Annotated in this window: 16 protein-coding genes and 1 other RNA gene; 4 read left to right on the top strand and 13 right to left on the bottom strand. The window is 46.2% G+C overall.

Annotated elements, in window-relative coordinates; all coding sequences use genetic code 11:
- Window positions 1-6 precede the first annotated feature (6 nt).
- The 11 genes from murG to rsmI form a co-directional block, all read right to left on the bottom strand.
- Window positions 7-1,074, bottom strand: a complete 1,068-nt coding sequence (murG, locus tag R7Q11_RS17535) for an undecaprenyldiphospho-muramoylpentapeptide beta-N-acetylglucosaminyltransferase (protein WP_031781122.1) — start codon at window positions 1,072-1,074, stop codon at window positions 7-9.
- Window positions 1,061-2,257, bottom strand: a complete 1,197-nt coding sequence (ftsW, locus tag R7Q11_RS17540; protein WP_005372933.1) for a cell division protein FtsW — start codon at window positions 2,255-2,257, stop codon at window positions 1,061-1,063. Before ftsW ends, murG begins: the two co-directional genes overlap by 14 nt.
- An 18-nt stretch (window positions 2,258-2,275) precedes the next feature.
- Entirely contained in the window at window positions 2,276-3,589 is a 1,314-nt protein-coding gene (gene murD, locus R7Q11_RS17545; RefSeq protein WP_053304337.1) for a UDP-N-acetylmuramoyl-L-alanine--D-glutamate ligase, read from the bottom strand.
- A gap of 39 nt (window positions 3,590-3,628) precedes the next feature.
- Window positions 3,629-4,711 carry a phospho-N-acetylmuramoyl-pentapeptide-transferase gene (gene mraY, locus R7Q11_RS17550; protein WP_005372931.1) on the bottom strand — a complete coding sequence of 361 codons (1,083 nt, stop codon included), beginning with the start codon at window positions 4,709-4,711 and terminating at the stop codon, window positions 3,629-3,631.
- Window positions 4,711-6,075 carry a UDP-N-acetylmuramoyl-tripeptide--D-alanyl-D-alanine ligase gene (locus tag R7Q11_RS17555; protein ID WP_005387401.1) on the bottom strand — a complete coding sequence of 455 codons (1,365 nt, stop codon included), beginning with the start codon at window positions 6,073-6,075 and terminating at the stop codon, window positions 4,711-4,713. The genes mraY and R7Q11_RS17555 overlap by 1 nt, the downstream gene beginning before the upstream one ends.
- Entirely contained in the window at window positions 6,072-7,553 is a 1,482-nt protein-coding gene (murE, locus tag R7Q11_RS17560; RefSeq protein ID WP_225466622.1) for a UDP-N-acetylmuramoyl-L-alanyl-D-glutamate--2,6-diaminopimelate ligase, read from the bottom strand. Before murE ends, R7Q11_RS17555 begins: the two co-directional genes overlap by 4 nt.
- 62 nt (window positions 7,554-7,615) lie before the next feature.
- Window positions 7,616-9,409 carry a penicillin-binding transpeptidase domain-containing protein gene (locus tag R7Q11_RS17565; protein ID WP_086046525.1) on the bottom strand — a complete coding sequence of 598 codons (1,794 nt, stop codon included), beginning with the start codon at window positions 9,407-9,409 and terminating at the stop codon, window positions 7,616-7,618.
- Window positions 9,406-9,723, bottom strand: a complete 318-nt coding sequence (gene ftsL, locus R7Q11_RS17570) for a cell division protein FtsL (protein ID WP_005372920.1) — start codon at window positions 9,721-9,723, stop codon at window positions 9,406-9,408. Before ftsL ends, R7Q11_RS17565 begins: the two co-directional genes overlap by 4 nt.
- A gap of 5 nt (window positions 9,724-9,728) precedes the next feature.
- Window positions 9,729-10,679, bottom strand: coding sequence for a 16S rRNA (cytosine(1402)-N(4))-methyltransferase RsmH (gene rsmH, locus R7Q11_RS17575; RefSeq protein ID WP_017633610.1), 951 nt, complete (start codon window positions 10,677-10,679; stop codon window positions 9,729-9,731).
- 175 nt (window positions 10,680-10,854) lie between these two features.
- Window positions 10,855-11,285, bottom strand: an RNA gene (gene rnpB, locus R7Q11_RS17580) — RNase P RNA component class A.
- 167 nt (window positions 11,286-11,452) lie between these two features.
- Window positions 11,453-12,316 carry a 16S rRNA (cytidine(1402)-2'-O)-methyltransferase gene (gene rsmI, locus R7Q11_RS17585; RefSeq protein WP_047101994.1) on the bottom strand — a complete coding sequence of 288 codons (864 nt, stop codon included), beginning with the start codon at window positions 12,314-12,316 and terminating at the stop codon, window positions 11,453-11,455.
- A 68-nt stretch (window positions 12,317-12,384) separates the two neighbouring features.
- Here rsmI and R7Q11_RS17590 point away from each other — a divergent pair, with 68 nt between their 5' ends.
- Genes R7Q11_RS17590 through R7Q11_RS17605 form a run of 4 tightly spaced genes read left to right on the top strand, consistent with a single transcriptional unit; the run spans window position 12,385 to window position 15,835 of the window.
- Complete coding sequence (locus R7Q11_RS17590; protein ID WP_005372905.1) at window positions 12,385-14,196, top strand: penicillin-binding protein activator; 1,812 nt, start codon at window positions 12,385-12,387, stop codon at window positions 14,194-14,196.
- Window positions 14,183-14,551: a YraN family protein gene (locus R7Q11_RS17595; protein WP_005372903.1), complete on the top strand. Its 369-nt coding sequence runs from the start codon at window positions 14,183-14,185 to the stop codon at window positions 14,549-14,551. The genes R7Q11_RS17590 and R7Q11_RS17595 overlap by 14 nt, the downstream gene beginning before the upstream one ends.
- Before the next feature lie 3 nt (window positions 14,552-14,554).
- Window positions 14,555-15,145: a phosphoheptose isomerase gene (locus tag R7Q11_RS17600; protein ID WP_225466623.1), complete on the top strand. Its 591-nt coding sequence runs from the start codon at window positions 14,555-14,557 to the stop codon at window positions 15,143-15,145.
- Between the two features lie 21 nt (window positions 15,146-15,166).
- The gene (locus R7Q11_RS17605; RefSeq protein WP_025768401.1) at window positions 15,167-15,835 is read left to right on the top strand and encodes a BON domain-containing protein; all 669 of its coding nucleotides are present in this window, start codon (window positions 15,167-15,169) and stop codon (window positions 15,833-15,835) included.
- Between the two features lie 71 nt (window positions 15,836-15,906).
- Here the strand turns inward: R7Q11_RS17605 and sspB are convergent, their stop codons facing one another.
- Both sspB and sspA read right to left on the bottom strand, forming a co-directional pair.
- Window positions 15,907-16,392 carry a ClpXP protease specificity-enhancing factor gene (gene sspB / locus R7Q11_RS17610; protein WP_005387408.1) on the bottom strand — a complete coding sequence of 162 codons (486 nt, stop codon included), beginning with the start codon at window positions 16,390-16,392 and terminating at the stop codon, window positions 15,907-15,909.
- Between the two features lie 17 nt (window positions 16,393-16,409).
- Window positions 16,410-17,045 carry a stringent starvation protein SspA gene (sspA, locus tag R7Q11_RS17615; protein ID WP_005372897.1) on the bottom strand — a complete coding sequence of 212 codons (636 nt, stop codon included), beginning with the start codon at window positions 17,043-17,045 and terminating at the stop codon, window positions 16,410-16,412.
- Window positions 17,046-17,143: the final 98 nt, after the last annotated feature.

The following is a 17,143-nucleotide window of genomic DNA, read 5'->3' on the forward strand; positions in this document are numbered from 1 at the left end:
ATTCGGTTAACGCTTTTCGGTCAAAGCGACAATGGCTTGTGCGACAACTCGGTCAGCATTCAATTTTGCAGCGCCACGCGCTTGCTCAGCCATTGTAAGTAAAGCTTGGCGATCCAATTGTTGGATCTGCAGAGTCAGAGACTCAACGGTTAAATCTGGTTGTTCAATCATTTTCGCCGCGCCGCAATCCACCAAGTGGTCTGCATTAAGTGCTTGCTGGCGGTCTTTGTGCATGAATGGAACAAAAATAGCGCCTACACCTGCCGCCGAGACTTCAGATACGGTTAACGCTCCAGAGCGACAAACTAAAAGGTCAGCCCATGCGTAAGCTTCTGCAACGTCATCAATGAATTCCATTACTTCTGCATTTACCACACCATTAGCTTGGTATGCTGCATTCACTTCTTCGGCGGCACCTTTACCCGCTTGATGACGAATACAGTAATCTTCGCCCAATTTCGACATCACTTCTGGCAGAGTTTGGTTAAGAATACGTGCGCCTTGGCTGCCACCCATCACCAAAATGCGAATTGGACCTTGGCGCTCTTGCATGCGCTCAGTTGGCGCTGCTAATTGAGTCACGTCTTCACGAACTGGGTTCCCAACCACTTCGGCATTTGGAAAAGCGCCTGGGAAAGCCTGAAAAACCTTCTTAGCGATTTTCGATAACCATTGGTTCGTTAAACCTGCTACTGCATTTTGTTCATGCAGAACAACAGGAATACCACTCATCCAAGCGGCAATACCACCCGGGCCGCTAACATAACCGCCCATACCAAGCACTGCGTCTGGCTGCCAGCGTTTCATGTGAGCACGAGCCTGCATGATGGCATTGATAATTTGAAATGGTGCTGCAAGAAGACGTTTAACGCCTTGACCTCGTAACCCTTTCACTTTGATAAAGTCGATTTCAATGCCATGTTTTGGCACCAAATCCGCTTCCATTCGATCCGCCGTACCTAACCAACGGATCTCCCAACCTTGCTCTTGAAGCTGTTTTGCTACCGCCAAACCTGGGAATACGTGACCGCCAGTACCACCAGCCATCACCATCAAACGTTTATTTTGTTTCATTAGCTTGTTGTTCTGATTGTTGTTGCTCGCGTTTCAAGCGGCATTCGTAATCGATACGCAGTAATATGGACACTGCGACGGACATAATTATTAGACTAGAACCACCATAACTGATGAGTGGGAGTGTTAAACCTTTAGTTGGAACAATACCGGCGGCAGCTCCAACATTAACCAAGGTTTGAAACGCAAACCAAATACCAATTCCGAAAGCAAGATAACCACCGAACATTTCGCCTTCTTCAAATGCACGCTTTCCGATGTAAACCGCTTTTAGCACCAAGCTAAAAATCAGCATTAAGACCAACACTACGCCCACGAAACCAAGCTCTTCAGCAAGTACGGCAAACACAAAGTCGGTATGTGCTTCCGGTAGATATTCCAGTTTTTGAATTGAATTACCGAGACCTTGACCGAACCATTCACCACGACCAAACGCCATCAAAGACTGAGTCAACTGATAGCCACTGCCAAATGGGTCTTCCCACGGGTCAAGGAAGGAGGTTACTCGTCGCATACGGTATGGCTCGACGAGAATCAAACCTACCACAGCGCCGATACCTGCCACCATCAAGGCGAGAAACTGGGTTAGTTTTGCACCTGCGATAAAAAGCATGCCAAACAGCGTGACCAGCATCACGACGACCGTCCCCAAGTCTGGCTGACCAAGTAGTAATACTGCGAAGAAGGCAAACACCATGATTGGCTTCATAAAGCCACCAAAGAACGTTTGTCGTACTTCGTCTTGCTTTCGAACTAAGTAACCAGACATGAAGATAAACAGCGATAGCTTCGCGACTTCCGCTGGCTGAAGGTTAAACAGCCCAAGGGGAATCCAACGAGACGCACCATTAACCGACTTACCCGCCAAGAGCACGATGATCAACAGTGCGAAAGAAGCCCAAAGTAAGTAATGGCTCTTCTTAAACCACTCTTGCAAAGGCACTTGCAAAATAACAGCGGAGGTCCCTAACGCCAGCACGAGAAACGTCGCATGACGAAACATAAAGTGGAACGGCTGTTCCGTTAATCGAGAGCTGATTGGAAATGATGCAGAGGTTACCATGACCAAACCAGTCAACATCAAACCCAGTGCAATCCACACTAACTGACGATCAAACATCGCCTCTGGGGCTGGATGCTTGAGCCAATTGCCAATACTGCGTTTAACGTTACCTAAACCCACGAAGTGTGTAACCTTTAATTATGCATATTTCTGAGCAAGAGCAGCGAAAGCATCACCTCTTGCCATAAAGTTGTCGAATTGATCAAAGCTAGCACATGCAGGAGACAGCATCACCATATCACCTGGTTTTAACTGCGAAGATACTTGTTGAATCACATCTTCCATAGTGTCGAAACGTATTGCAGATTCATGCAGTGGCATAAATTCATCGCCATCAGCGCCAAAGCAACACAGTTGCAAGTTAAGCGTCGCGAAGATCGGTTTTAATGGCGAGAAGTCAGCACCTTTGCCAACACCACCAACGAGTAAGTAGAGCTTGCCTGTCGATTCCAAACCAGATAGCGCAGCCATAGTGCTGGCAATATTAGTTGCTTTAGAGTCATTCACCCATTTGACGCCTTGATTATCCGCAACCACCTGGCATCGGTGTGTCAGTCCCGTGTAATTTTTTAGTGCATTCAATGCGTTGTGATAGTTTACGTCCGCAGCTTTTAATAGCGCTAAAGCAACCAGAGCGTTAGATAAGTTGTGCTTACCAACCAACTTAAGCTCATCACTTGCGACAACTCGTTGACCGTGATCGAGCAGCCAAGTACGGTTGCCATCCACCTCGAGACCAAAGTCCTGATTGTCGCTGCCAAATGTCACCAATGGCATCTCTGCGTCTGGGAAGGTGTCTTGATCATCACGGTTCACGACTGCAAGAGCAGCATGGTTAAAAATACGCAACTTAGCTTGTCGATAGTCAGACATGCCTTGATAACGATCCATATGATCTTCAGAAAGATTCAGAAACGCAGCGGCTTTGAGCTTTAAGCTTGACGTCGTTTCTAACTGGAAGCTCGAGAGTTCGAGTACATATAGGTCTGCGTCTTGTTCTAACAAATCCAGTGCAGGCACACCGATGTTACCACCAACGCCAACATCCAAACCTGCAGCCTTAGCCATCACACCTGTGAGGTCGGTTACTGTGCTCTTACCGTTTGAGCCCGTAATCGCAATTACGGGTTTCTGCACCGCCCAAGCGAATAACTCGATATCACCAACTACTGCCGTACCTTTTGCTAAGACGGCTTGGATCTCTGGTGTCGCTAGCGCAATACCAGGGTTGGTCACGATAAGATCCGCGTCAGAAAGCCAGTCCGTATTCCAACCACCACTATGCAGTTGAACACTTTCCGGCAAGCGCTCTGCACCTGGAGGGTTTACACGAGTATCAATGACTTTGACCACAAGTTGTGGCTGATTTTTTCTTAGGTGTTTAACGACAGAGAGCCCGGTAATACCGAGCCCTACGACGACAACACTATGTATGTTTTGCCAACGTTCCATATTTGATCACACTGTAAATCTTGTTCTTGGAAAGCGCGATTAACGCACTTTCAATGTCGCAAGACCAATCAGAACAAGAACCATAGAAATAATCCAGAAGCGCACGATTACGCGAGGTTCTGGCCAACCTTTCAATTCGTAGTGGTGGTGAATTGGTGCCATACGGAAAATGCGCTGACCACGTAATTTGTAAGAACCTACCTGCAGGATGACTGATAGCGTTTCCATTACAAATACGCCACCCATGATCACCAACACCAACTCTTGACGAACTAGAACAGCAATGGTGCCCAATGCACCGCCAAGCGCTAGTGAACCTACATCGCCCATGAACACTTGTGCTGGGTAAGTGTTAAACCACAAGAAACCAAGGCCTGCACCTACGATTGCTGTACATACGACAACTAACTCAGAAGCATGTGGTAAGTATGGTATATGAAGGTATTCAGAGAAGTTAACGTTACCGGTCGCCCATGCAATAACCGCGAAGCCTGCTGCAACAAGAACCGTTGGCATGATTGCCAAACCGTCTAGACCATCAGTCAGGTTAACCGCGTTACTTGTACCTACAATGACAAAGTAAGTCAGAATGATATACATCAAACCAAGCTGCGGCATGATGTCTTTAAAGAATGGCACCACTAGCTGAGTTGCTGCTGTGTCTTTACCGTAAGCATACAATGCGAAAGCGACGACAAACGCGATCAACGACTGCCAGAAGTACTTCCAACGCGCGATCAAACCATCGGTATTTTTTCGCACCACTTTACGATAATCATCAACAAATCCGACTGCACCGTAGCCAAGCAAGACCGTCAATACCGCCCATACATATGGGTTGGATAAGTCTGTCCATAGCAAAATCGTGATTGAGATGGCCGCTAAGATCATGATACCGCCCATAGTTGGAGTACCACGCTTACTAAAGTGAGATTCAGGACCTTCGTTACGTACTACCTGACCAATTTGCAGCATTTGCAAACGCTTGATCATGATTGGTCCCATCCATAATGACAGACCTAGAGCGGTTAATACGCTTAGGATTGCTCGAAAAGACAAGTATTCAAACAATCGGAAAAAAGACAGGTATGGCTGTAGCAGCTCGGCAAGCCAAATAATCATTAATAATACTCCTTCAAAGCAGCAGCGACTTCAAACATACGTGCACCGTTCGCTCCTTTCACCAATATCGTATGGTTTTCAGGAACGGCTTGGTCTAGATGCTGCTTGATGTATTCAATCATCTCTTGGTGCGTCTCAAAATGAATGCCTTGGCAAAGATCACTGATCACCTTGGCGTCTGCACCATATGTGAGAACATGTTCAAATTTTTGTGGGGCAGCATGTTCCCCGACTTGACGATGAAGTGCAAGACTTTCCTCGCCCAATTCCGCCATATTACCTAAAATCAGCCAGCGTTGACCTGGGAAAGCGGCCAATAAATCAACTGCCGCTTTCATGGCTGGCACGCTCGCGTTGTAGCTGTCGTCAATCAATTTTATCTTTTCGCTCAGCGCTTCAACCTCGACGCGACCTTTCACTTTGTTCAAATGTTTAAGGCCAGCGCGAACCTCTTCTAATGTGGCGCCCATTTGTAACGCAATAATAGAAGCAGCGATCGCATTCGCAACGTTGTGTTGACCTATAATACCCAGAGACAGTTCAATTTCTTGTGAGCTTGCTGCGATATGTAAGTCAAAGCTTGCTTCACCTGCGGCGTTCAATACGATGTTAGAAGCGAAGAAGTCTGCATCAGTATTACTTTGTGAAAAAGTAATGACTTTCTTATCTGCTAACACTTCATCCCACTTGGCTTCACCATTGCTGTCTAGGTTAACAATCGCAATACCACCAGCTGAAAGGCCTTGGTAGATTTCACCTTTGGCTTGTTTCACGCCATCGATAGAACCAAAGCCTTCAAGGTGAGCGGCGGCTACATTGTTCACTAACGCGATATCTGGTTTTACTAACTGAGTCGTGTAAGCAATTTCACCTATATGATTAGCACCAAGCTCAATCACGGCATAATCATCATCCTGCTGTGAGCGCAATAATGTCAACGGAACACCAATATCATTATTGAAGTTACCCGCCGTGAATAACACTTTGCCTTTCAATTGCAGGATACTCGCAACCATTTCTTTTACGGTCGTTTTACCGCAACTTCCGGTGATGGCAACGGTAGGTGTTTTGCATGCTTGATGCACCCAAGAAGCAAACTCACCCAATGCAAGTTTGGTATCCGACACCACAATTTGCGGCACATTCACATCTAAGCGTTTTTCTACGAGTAAAGCACCGGCACCTGCATCTACCGCTTGTTGGCAAAAGTTGTGCGCATCAAAGCGCTCCCCTACTAACGCCACAAATAGAGCCCCACGATCAATCGTTCGTGTATCAGTAGAAACCGCGTCAATAAGTAGATCGTCGCCGAATCGCTCACCACGAGTGATGTCTGCAATTTGAGATAACGTTACTTTGATCATGAGGTCAATCCTAAAAGTTGCATTGCGGACTCGCGGTCGGAGTAATGAATCGTTTCGCCATTACGAATCTGATAATCTTCATGGCCCTTCCCTGCTAACAAGATAATGTCGTTTGGCGAAGCATTCTCAATGGCATAAGACAGTGCTTTGAAGCGGTCATGCTGAACAATCGCTTCAGCAGGTTTTGACAGCCCAGCTAACATGTCTTTCACAATCTGAACCGGGTCTTCGCTGCGTGGGTTATCGTCAGTCAACACCACTCTGTCGCCCAGACGCTCTGCAATTTCCGCCATCATTGGACGCTTACCTGCATCGCGATCGCCACCGCAGCCAAAAATAGCCCACAGCTGGCCTTCACAATGAACTCGTAAAGCTTGCAGCGCTTTTTCTAAAGCATCAGGAGTATGAGCATAATCGACCACGACTTTGGCACGATCCTCAGTTTGGAATAACTCCATTCGGCCGAGTACGGGTTGCAGTTGACCTGCAGTTTCGAGTAACGCTTGTTTCTCTTTACCTAAGCTTAATAAGGTCGCAAAAGCGAGCATTAAGTTGGTTGCATTAAACTCACCAATCAATGGCGCGTGCAATTCACCTGAGCCAAATTTACCATCGAACTTAATAGTAATCCCTGACTCTGCGTAACTGACTTCCGTCGCCCAAATTGCGCTTTCAAATTCAGTGTTCGGCTTGAGCGAGACAGCGATCGCATTACTTAACTGCGACGCCCATTGATGACCGACTTCATCATCAACATTGATAATGGCACGTTCACATTGGTGTTGCGTGAACAACCCAAGCTTTGCATTGGCATACTCTTCCATCGTGCCATGATAATCTAAGTGGTCACGACTTAAGTTAGTAAACACGCCCGCCGCAAATGATAATGCTTTGACACGACCTTGCGTCAGGCCATGAGAAGATACTTCTAGCGCGGTGTATGTGGCTTGTTGATTTGCGAGAGAGGAGAGCGTTTTCTGAATTTCAACGGCATTCCCCGTTGTATTCGCAGCTTGTTGCAAGTTATTGAGGAAGCCATTTCCTGTTGTTCCCATTACCGCCGCTTTATGGTCAAGCAGTTCTAGCCATTGCGCTATTAACTGGGTAATGGTGGTTTTGCCGTTGGTGCCGGTGACACCAATCAAATCCATATCAGGGTAAGCATAGATCTTTCCAGCAATTGCGGATAAACGTTGGTCCAACCTATCAATGTAAATGACGGGAACATCATCAATGATTTCCACCGTACCATGTGTTTTGACATCGCAGGCTTGCGCCAGGGCTGCATTTGCACCTTGCTCAATTGCAGAGGCAATGAATTTACGCCCATCCACAACATGGCCAATCACTGCTACAAACGTGGTTCCAGGTTGAACTCTTCGGCTGTCGAGCTCCAATTCAGAAACAAGAACGGACGATAAGCTAGGGCAATCCACCCAAGGGGAAAGCAGCACGTCCATACTGATGGCTTTAGTCATATTTGTTCTCCGAGCTTTGGCTCAGGTTTTCTTAATTTTGTTTGCTCAGTAAACCACAGGGCTTACTGTTGGAATTTGTTTTCGTCAGGTGCAACATTGAGTATTTGTAGCGCGCCTTTCATGATTTCAGAGAAGACAGGAGACGCTACCGAACCACCATAGTAGTCATCGCCTTGAGGCTCATTTACGATCACTACTAAAGCAATTCGCGGATCGCTAACCGGAGCAAGCCCAGCCGTGTAGGTGATGTACTCATCGCTGTACCCACCGGCAGAAGCTTTACGTGATGTACCTGTTTTCGCTCCCACTCGATAACCAGGAACTGCCGCTCTGCGAGCCGAGCCCCCTTTTTGAGTTACGGTTTCCAACATGTCTAATACTTGACGCGCATACTTCGCACTCACCACTTGGCGTGACATGTCATGATCATTGCTTTCGATAATATGAATAGGCTCGTATTTGCCAAGGTTTCCAAGCGTCGCATAAGCATGGGCTAGCTGGATTGGTGTAATTGATAGACCATAACCAAACGCAATCGTGGCGCGCTCGATTGGCGACCAACGAGTTCGTGTAGGAAAAATACCCGTCACTTCCCCAACTAGGTTTAGGCCAGAAAGCTCACCAAAACCCACTGAACTGTACAACCCTAGGAGCGCCTCTACCGGCATTTGCATTGCTAGCTTCGTCACACCGATATTACTCGACTTTTTAAGGATCGTGGTCAAGCTCGCTTTGCCTACGCGAGAGACATCTCTGACTCGACTACCACCTAAACGTAGGACACCATTACCGGTATCTACGATGGTATCTTTATCGGCTATCCCATTTTCTAAGGCGGCTAAAATAACGAAAGGCTTAATGGTCGAACCGGGCTCCATTGAGTCTGTGATCACTCGGTTACGCATTTGATAGCTTTGCCAATCGCTACGATTGTTAGGGTTGTAAGAAGGAGCATTAACCATGGCCAATACGGCGCCCGTTTTTACATCCAACATGACAACGGAACCTGAAGTGGCGCGGTGGTCCGCAACGGCTTGCTTAATCGCACGATACGCAATCGCCTGTAGGCGCTGATCGATGGTTAACTGAAGTGATTTACCTTCTTGCTTGTCTTGCCAAGCAATGTTTTCCACAACACGACCATAACGGTCTTTACGAATAGTTTTCTTACCCGCCGCGCCAGTGAGCCATTCATCGTAGCTACGCTCCACACCTTCTAGGCCATGCCCGTCAATGCCTGTTACACCGACTAAGTGAGCACTAACCTCACCTGCAGGATAATAACGACGAGATTCCGACTTAAGGCCAACACCTGGCAGCTTTAGCTCACGAATATAGTTCGCCATGGCCGGACTGACCTGGCGCTGCAAGTAGATAAAGCGGCGTTTTTCATTGCGCTTGATTTTGTCTATTAACCCTTGTCGGTCAATACCAAGAACATCCGCTAATGCATGCCAACTTTTGGTCTGGCTTAACGCGTTTTCTTTAAATATCGTGGCAGGATCTGCCCAAACCGCCTCAACCGGTACACTGACAGCAAGCGGCTCACCATTTCGATCCGAAATAATACCGCGAGCAGAAGGAATGGATTTAACACGAACCGAACGTAGGTCACCTTGTTTAATCAGGTTATCTGGCTCAATGATTTGGATGTAGGCTACGCGTGCCACCAAAAGGGCAAATGCACAAAAAACAAAAAACAGTAATAGATGGAAGCGCCAACGAATCAAGAAAGATTCTTCGACCGCCACTTTCACTGCTTTGTTATCGGTTTTCTTATCCCCCGTAGCCGCTTTCTCTTTTGCTACAGGTTTACGCTTATTGGCTTGTTTCGTGTTGGATTTTTTTCTAATCATTTGAGCGTGACAACCACTTCTTTATCGCCATCAGGTCGTTTCATTTCAAGTTCTTTTTTGGCAAGGTCTTGAACACGACTGTGTTCCGCGAGGGCAGTTTCTTCCAACATTAAGTTACGCCATTCGCTATCTAATCGTTCTCGTTCAACCAACGTATGGTCTTTCTCGGTGATCGCTTGACGCGCATGGTGGGTAGCAAATACCACTCCCATTGCCGATGCCACGATCAATAGCAACAACAGTAATGGCCAGCGACCAACAGTGAGGAGATCCGTTGCAATCAACTTAGCAAGATTAGGAGTGGATTTCGTCATAATAATTAAAGCTTTTCTGCAATTCTTAACACAGAGCTGCGCGAACGAGGGTTCATTTCAATTTCTTGTTTGCTTGGTTTAATCGCTTTGCTCACCGCTTTCATATTCGCACTACCAAGAGCACGAATTTGCTCTTCCGTCATTGGAATACCGTGTGGCACTTCAGGCCCTTTGCTCTCTTTACGGATAAAACGTTTGACCATACGGTCTTCCAGAGAGTGGAAGCTAATCACAGATAAACGGCCTTCAGGAGCAAGAATGCTCGCCGCGCCTTTAAGTGCCGTATCAATTTCTTCTAACTCACTGTTGATGTAAATACGAAAAGCCTGGAAAGCACGAGTCGCAGGGTGTTTTTTCTCTTTAAAACTTTTCGGTGCGGCATCTGAAATCAATTTTGCCAGCTGACCAGTGCGAACCATTGGCTCATTTTCTTCATCTTCACGGTAGGCAACAATCGCTTTTGCAATACGGCGCGCATGTTTATCTTCCCCGAACTCGCGAATGACCCAAGTGATATCATCGAGGTCTGCTTCCATCAACCATTGAGATACTGGAATACCTGATGTCGGGTCCATACGCATATCTAGCGGACCATCTTTCATAAAGCTAAAGCCACGCTCTGCGTCGTCTAACTGAGGAGAAGAAACGCCTAAATCCAGAAGAACACCATCCACTTTTCCAACTAGCCCATACTCTTCAGCATACTCAGCAATACCAGAAAATGGACCATGAATAATGGTGAAGCGAGGGTCATTGATTTTGCCTGCCTCAGCGATCGCTTGAGGGTCACGGTCGATACTGTACAGTCGGCCATTTTCACCGAGTTTAGATAGAATTGTCCGGCTGTGACCGCCACGGCCAAATGTTCCATCAATATAGACGCCGTCTGGTTTGATAGCTAAGCCATCAATGGATTCATTTAATAACACGGAAATATGTTGGAAGGTTTCGGTCATAGCTTTCTCGTTGAATGATCTTGAAGCGATTCTTTAGTGTACTGATTTCCTACATCATCGCCACCACAAGTCTAAAGTTAGACGTGATTTACGCCAAGTTTATTGGTAATGACATAGTTTGCGTCAATTAAATGCAAAAAACCCATCACTACCGAAGTAGAGATGGGTCTCGAATAGGTGGAGCCGACACATAAGCCGGGTTCTGTTCCGCTTGCGCGGCGGTAGCCATTCGTCTAGGCCAGCAATCACTCACTGGCTCGAGCAACCTACCCGCCTCCTTACGCGAGCAACGCAATGTGGAGGCCTATTTGGTCTTGCTTCAGGTGGAGTTTACCCTGCTACGAACTATTGCTAGTCGTCCGGTGCGCTCTTACCGCACCCTTTCACCCTTACCTGTACCCTTACGGGCCATCGGCGGTCTTCTCTCTGCTGCACTTGTCGTAGGCTTGCGCCCCCCAGGCGTTACCTGGCACCTTGCTCTATGAAGCCCGGACTTTCCTCCCCTTTGTCAGTCTCCCGAAGGACGTCAACGTCAGTCTCCCAAAGGGACTTCGACGTCAGTCTCCCGAAGGACATCAACAAAGCAGCGACTACCCAGTCAGCTCCGAGGGCGGATTGTATAGAGTTCTCACTTCAGAGTCTAGTTAGATCACAGATATGATGAAATGAATGCACTAAGTGATTACTTTTTAGTCAGCGCGCCAAAAATAGATAATAAAAAGGCCGATTCCTAAACATCAGCCCTCATTGACCATTTATCTCGCTAGCGGCACTTAGTCTAAGTTTTCTAAGCCCCATTTATATAGCGCATTCTTCTTCAAGTTATGTATTTCTGCCACCAAAGCAGCTGCTTTTTTCAAAGGCAGCTCTTTGGTCAAAATCCCTAACGTGCGTAAAGCATCTTCAGGTAGTGAGTCGTCTGTTGTTTCACGATGGCCATGTACCAACAATACCATTTCACCACGCTGTTGGTTATCGTCACTTTTCACCCATTTAATCAGCTCACCTAACGGCATGCCTTGAATGGTTTCAAAGGTTTTTGTTAGCTCTCTTGCCAACACAACTTCTCTATCTGGGCCAAGAACGTCTAACATGTCTTGTAGAGAGTCTAAAATACGGTGCGGTGACTCGTAAAAAATACACGTACGCTCTACCGAAGCAATCTCTAGGAATTTATCCTTACGACCTTTGCTTTTCGGTGGTAAAAAACCTTCGAAGCTAAAGCGATCAGATGGCAAGCCAGAGGCACTTAACGCCGTAATGACCGCACAGGCACCTGGAAGAGGCACAACTCTAACGCCCGCTTGACGACATTTTGTCACCAAATGGTATCCTGGGTCGCTGATAAGTGGCGTACCAGCGTCAGAAACTAATGCGATAGACTGACCGGAAAGCAGCTTTTCTACCAAAACTTGTGCTTTTTGCTGCTCATTGTGGTCATGTAGAGCAAAAGTTTTGGTTTGAATATTGAAGTGAGACAGTAATTTGCCCGTATGTCGAGTATCCTCAGCGGCAATGATGTCCACAGTCGACAGAATTTCGATAGCACGTTGGGTGATATCCGCTAAATTTCCGATTGGAGTCGGTACGATATAGAGAGTTGGCCCCTCATTCGGCAACTTATTTTTATCTGTCATTTGTTTACCATCACTTCAACGATTAATATAGAGACAATTTTGTACAAAATTATAGAGAACTCACGGCAATGATTAACCATAAGAGACTCAGTGTACCACGCATACTTACTCCTGTTGCACTAGCAATTACGCTCGCCGCCTGTTCTTCAGGTCCAAGACAGCCTGATGGCGTTGATGTAACACTTGAGCCTACTCAGTCTGTTCAGAACTATATGATCCAAGCTGATAGCACGGAAGGCAGTTTACAAAATGACTGGTTGATCATGGCAACCAAAGCCGCGATTCAAGCAAACCAGTTTGATCAAGCAGAAATGTTGATCAAGCGCCTGGCTCGTCAACAGTTAACCGAAGTTCAGCAAGCAGAGTGGCAACTAGCGCGTGCGACCATACAGCAAAAACAGGGTAATTACTCTCAGTTGCTGCAATTGTTGAATTTTAAACCTTGGTGGAAGTTACCAAATGAGCAATGGAAAGACTATTACTTGATGCGTGCCGACGCTTATCAAGGTCTTAACCAAGCGTTTGAGGCAAACCGCCAACTGGTTGCATTTGGCCAATATGCATCGTCCGCGGAGCAGAGAGAGATTTCTAGCCGTATTTGGATGAACTTTGGCAGCTATTCCGAGTACGAACTGACCTCATTAGAAACAGAGCCAAATGAAGATGTTTTGGATGGTTGGCTACAACTCGCTATTTATGCGAAAACGTTGTCGGGCAACTTATCTCAACTAAAAAATACCCTAGAACGCTGGTTAAACGAGAACCCATCGCACCCAGCCGCTATCTACACACCAGAAGAGATTCAAAACATTCTCTCTCTAGACATCGTTAAACCAAACAACACCGCTTTGTTACTGCCGCTTACTGGTAAATTCTCGCCACAAGCGCAATTAATTCGTGATGGTTTTGTGTTTGCGATGATGAATGATCGTAACCGTGATCCAAGCGCTACCCTCACGGTAATAGACACTAATGCGTATAACGCCGACCAAATTAAACAACGTTTGATCAATGAAAACATCGACTTTGTTGTTGGTCCCCTAGAAAAAGAAAACGTTGAGCTATTGCACACAACCATGGATGGCTCAGAAAATGGTCCTACGATTCCAGCCCTTGCGCTAAATATTCCCGAAGATGTGCAACCAGATAGCAATATTTGCTACTTGGCATTATCACCAGAACAAGAAGCCGCACAAGCAGCGAAACACTTGTTCAGCGAAGGCTATAACTTCCCTCTGATCCTGGCACCAAAGGGCAGCTTTGGTGAGCGCGTAACTGAAGCGTTCAACAAAGAATGGCGCAAGTACAGCTCTAATAAAGTCGCAGCAAGTTATTTTGGCGACAAGCGCCAACTTCAAAAAGACATCAATGAAGTATTTGGTCTGCAAGAAAGCAAACAACGTATTGCTCAGATGCAATCACTAATGCGTATCAAGCTTGAAACACAGCCACGTAGCCGTCGTGATGTCGATGCGGTTTATATTGTTGCTAGAAGCACGGAACTGACTTTGATCAAGCCATTTATTGAGGTAGCGATTAACCCAGACGCCAAAGCGCCACAAATTTTCTCTAGCTCGCGTAGCAACAGTGGCGGCGCGACTTACGAAGATCTAACAGGCATCATCTACAGCGATATCCCATTACTGATTGACCCAGACCCTAGCGTGACCGCTGAAATGAACGAGCTGTGGTCAGAGCAATCTAACATGGAAAAACGTTTGAAAGCACTGGGTATGGATGCGTATAAATTGATTGGGGAGCTGCCACAAATGAAGGTCGTTCCGGGCTACTCAGTTGGCGGCCAAACCGGTATTTTAAGTATCGACAATAATTGTGTTGTACAGCGTGAGCTAAGCTGGGCTGAGCGTGGGGCTCTTTAGCAAGCGCCAAATCGGAAATCAATATGAAGCTCTGGCGAAGCAATATTTACAACGCCAGGGCTTAAACTTTATTGAACAAAATTTTCTGACTAAGGTCGGTGAGATTGATTTAATCTTCCAACAAGGTGAAACTATTGTGTTTGTTGAAGTCAAATACCGTAAGAACAATCACTTTGGCTCGGCAGCAGAAATGGTGACGCACGCTAAAATGCGCAAGCTAGTCAAAACAGCACAAGTTTGGCTTAGCCAACAAAAGCGCTTAAAACACAATATCGATTATCGATTTGATGTCATCGCCATTCATGATAATGGGCGAGATATCAACTGGATAGAAAACGCAATCTCTGAAGGATAAGCGATGCTAGACAGCATTAAAGACAGCTTTACAGAAAGTATTCAAATTCAAATCGCAGCAGCAGAGGCGCTGCCTGATGCCATTACTCATGCAGCTCAAGCGATGGTGTCGAGCCTGCTTAATGGCAATAAAATTTTATGTTGTGGTAATGGCGGCAGTGCTTCAAACGCTCAACAATTTGTTTCTTGTCTTTTAAACCGTTTTGAAACTGAGCGCCCTAGCCTACCAGCAATGGCCTTAACCGCCGATAATACCACCCTAACCGCAGTGGCCAACGATTACCACTACGAGGAAATCTTCTCAAAACAGGTACGAGCGTTTGGTCAACCAGGCGACATTTTGCTTGCCATGTCGACTAGCGGTAACAGTAAAAATATTATCAAAGCGATGGAAGCAGCCGTAACTCGAGACATGACGATTATCGCGCTAACAGGAAAAGATGGCGGAGAGATGGCAGGACTGCTCGGTGAGAACGACGTCGAAATTCGTATTCCATCACACCGCACTGCACGTATTCACGAAGTACATATGGTAACACTCCATTGCCTTTGTGATCTTATTGACCAAGTGCTTTTCCCTGCTCACGAAGAGTAACCAAGACTGAGAGTCAGAATTATGATACGTAGCCTTGTTATCTTATTAACAGCATTGAGTTTAAGTGGTTGCGCAGGTTTGTTTATCGCAGGTGCAGCAACCACAGCGAATATTGTCACGGACACACGCACGACAAAACAAATCTGGCAGGACAATAACATCGAATTCGAAGTTGCGGCGATCGGCAATAAAGCACCGTTTAAAGGTGAAGTTCGTGTCGTTGCCAGTTCATATAATGGGACTGTAGTCCTTATGGGACAAGCTCCGACACAAGACCTTATCCTTGCTTTAGAGCGAAGGGCTCGAGAAGTTAGTGGTGTAAAAGTCATACACAATCAAATCAAACAAAAAGAGCCACTCACTGTTACCCAGATTAGCAATGACAGCTGGATCACAACCAAAGTAAAGTCAGCTTTGCTTACTGATTCTGAGCTTAATGGTGTTAAGGTTAAAGTGATCACCGAAGATGGCGACGTTTTTCTGTTTGGTTATGTCACGCCAGAGCAAGGCGATCGAGCGACAGAAATCGCACGTAATATCTCAGGCGTAAAACAAGTCATTAAAGGGTTCCAATACGGCGAAATGGAGCCTGTTGAAGTGGACTTACCGAGTGACGGTGTACAAACAATAGAAAGTGAGGCAAGCACAGAAAATGAAGAGAACGTCGAAGTCTTTACGATTAGTGAGTAATTTCCAAAGTCTGGCTTGAAATCATCTTCAACAAGTTAAAAAGAAAAAAGCAGCGTAACGCTGCTTTTTTATTATTTAATCACTCTTAAGCTTGGTTTGCCTTTTGGTCGAGGAGCATCGTCCTCTTCGGCATCTGAATCAGAAACTAACTCAGAAGGCTCATCGCTAACCGTTGTGAACGATGGGGATGATTCTTCCTCGGTCATCGCTTCTTCTTCGATGTGAGTGTACGCTTCTTCTGGTTCAAACATAGTACCAGCACCATTCTCACGTGCATAAATAGCTTGAACAGCATACACAGGCACGATCACTGAGTGCGGACGACCGCTAAAGCGAGCATGGAAGGTAATCGCATCATTACCTAACTCAAGATTACCCACTGCACGTGGCGCAATATTCAAAATAATTTGACCATCTTGAATAAATTCAACCGGGACACGCACCCCTGGCATTGTTGCATCCACAACCAAGTGAGGAGTCAAGTCATTGTCTACTAACCAGTCGTAAAATGCGCGAAGCATATACGGGCGGCGAGCAGTCATTTTTGCAATATCCATAACGTGTTTTAAATCGCTTAGCGAACTAGGCGCATTTCACGTTCAGCTTCAGTCAAAGAAGCAAGGAACGAATCACGTTCAAATACGCGGTTCATGTATACCTTGATTTCTTTTGAACCAGGGCCAACAAGATCGATACCAAGTTGAGGCAAACGCCACAATAGTGGAGCTAGGTAACAATCGATCAAGCTGAATTCTTCGCTCATGAAGTACTCATATTCAGCAAAAATTGGCGCTAACGTCAGAAGATCATTACGCAGCTTTGTGCGTGCTTTTTCTGATTCTTCCGCATTACCTTTCATCACTTTTTCAGCGAGTGAATACCAGTTGCGTTCGATACGGTACATCATCAAGCGGCTGTTGCCACGAGCAACAGGGTAAACCGGCATTAGAGGTGGATGAGGGAAACGCTCGTCCAAGTACTCCATGATGATTTTTGAATCGTAAAGAGCTAGCTCACGGTCAACAAGAGTTGGCACTGATTTATATGGGTTTAGCTCAACAAGCTCAGCAGGAAGGTTTGCTTCGTCAACAAGCTCAACTTCAACACTTACGCCTTTTTCAGCTAGTACAATGCGAACCTGATGGCTATACAAATCTGATGCACTTGAGAAAAGAGTCATCACAGAACGTTTATTGGCAGCTACAGCCATGGAGCCCTCCAGTACACTTACAAGTAAATTACCACCTTCTAAAGAAGGTGGCTTTGTGTGAGCCCCCTAAAAGGGGGCCTTTGTTTAGTCCAGCGCCA

Source organism: Vibrio sp. 970 (assembly GCF_033339075.1).

Excerpts from the sequence above, each read along its gene's own strand:
- R7Q11_RS17590 (WP_005372905.1), top strand. The coding sequence starts at position 12,385 with ATGATTAACCATAAGAGACTCAGTGTACCACGCATACTTACTCCTGTT.
- rsmI (WP_047101994.1), bottom strand. The coding sequence starts at position 12,316 with ATGACAGATAAAAATAAGTTGCCGAATGAGGGGCCAACTCTCTATATC.
- R7Q11_RS17605 (WP_025768401.1), top strand. The coding sequence starts at position 15,167 with ATGATACGTAGCCTTGTTATCTTATTAACAGCATTGAGTTTAAGTGGT.
- R7Q11_RS17600 (WP_225466623.1), top strand. The coding sequence starts at position 14,555 with ATGCTAGACAGCATTAAAGACAGCTTTACAGAAAGTATTCAAATTCAA.
- ftsL (WP_005372920.1), bottom strand. The coding sequence starts at position 9,723 with ATGACGAAATCCACTCCTAATCTTGCTAAGTTGATTGCAACGGATCTC.
- mraY (WP_005372931.1), bottom strand. The coding sequence starts at position 4,711 with ATGATTATTTGGCTTGCCGAGCTGCTACAGCCATACCTGTCTTTTTTC.
- murE (WP_225466622.1), bottom strand. The coding sequence starts at position 7,553 with ATGACTAAAGCCATCAGTATGGACGTGCTGCTTTCCCCTTGGGTGGAT.
- sspA (WP_005372897.1), bottom strand. The coding sequence starts at position 17,045 with ATGGCTGTAGCTGCCAATAAACGTTCTGTGATGACTCTTTTCTCAAGT.
- sspB (WP_005387408.1), bottom strand. The coding sequence starts at position 16,392 with ATGGATATTGCAAAAATGACTGCTCGCCGCCCGTATATGCTTCGCGCA.
- murD (WP_053304337.1), bottom strand. The coding sequence starts at position 3,589 with ATGGAACGTTGGCAAAACATACATAGTGTTGTCGTCGTAGGGCTCGGT.
- rsmH (WP_017633610.1), bottom strand. The coding sequence starts at position 10,679 with ATGACCGAAACCTTCCAACATATTTCCGTGTTATTAAATGAATCCATT.
- R7Q11_RS17555 (WP_005387401.1), bottom strand. The coding sequence starts at position 6,075 with ATGATCAAAGTAACGTTATCTCAAATTGCAGACATCACTCGTGGTGAG.
- murG (WP_031781122.1), bottom strand. The coding sequence starts at position 1,074 with ATGAAACAAAATAAACGTTTGATGGTGATGGCTGGTGGTACTGGCGGT.
- R7Q11_RS17565 (WP_086046525.1), bottom strand. The coding sequence starts at position 9,409 with ATGATTAGAAAAAAATCCAACACGAAACAAGCCAATAAGCGTAAACCT.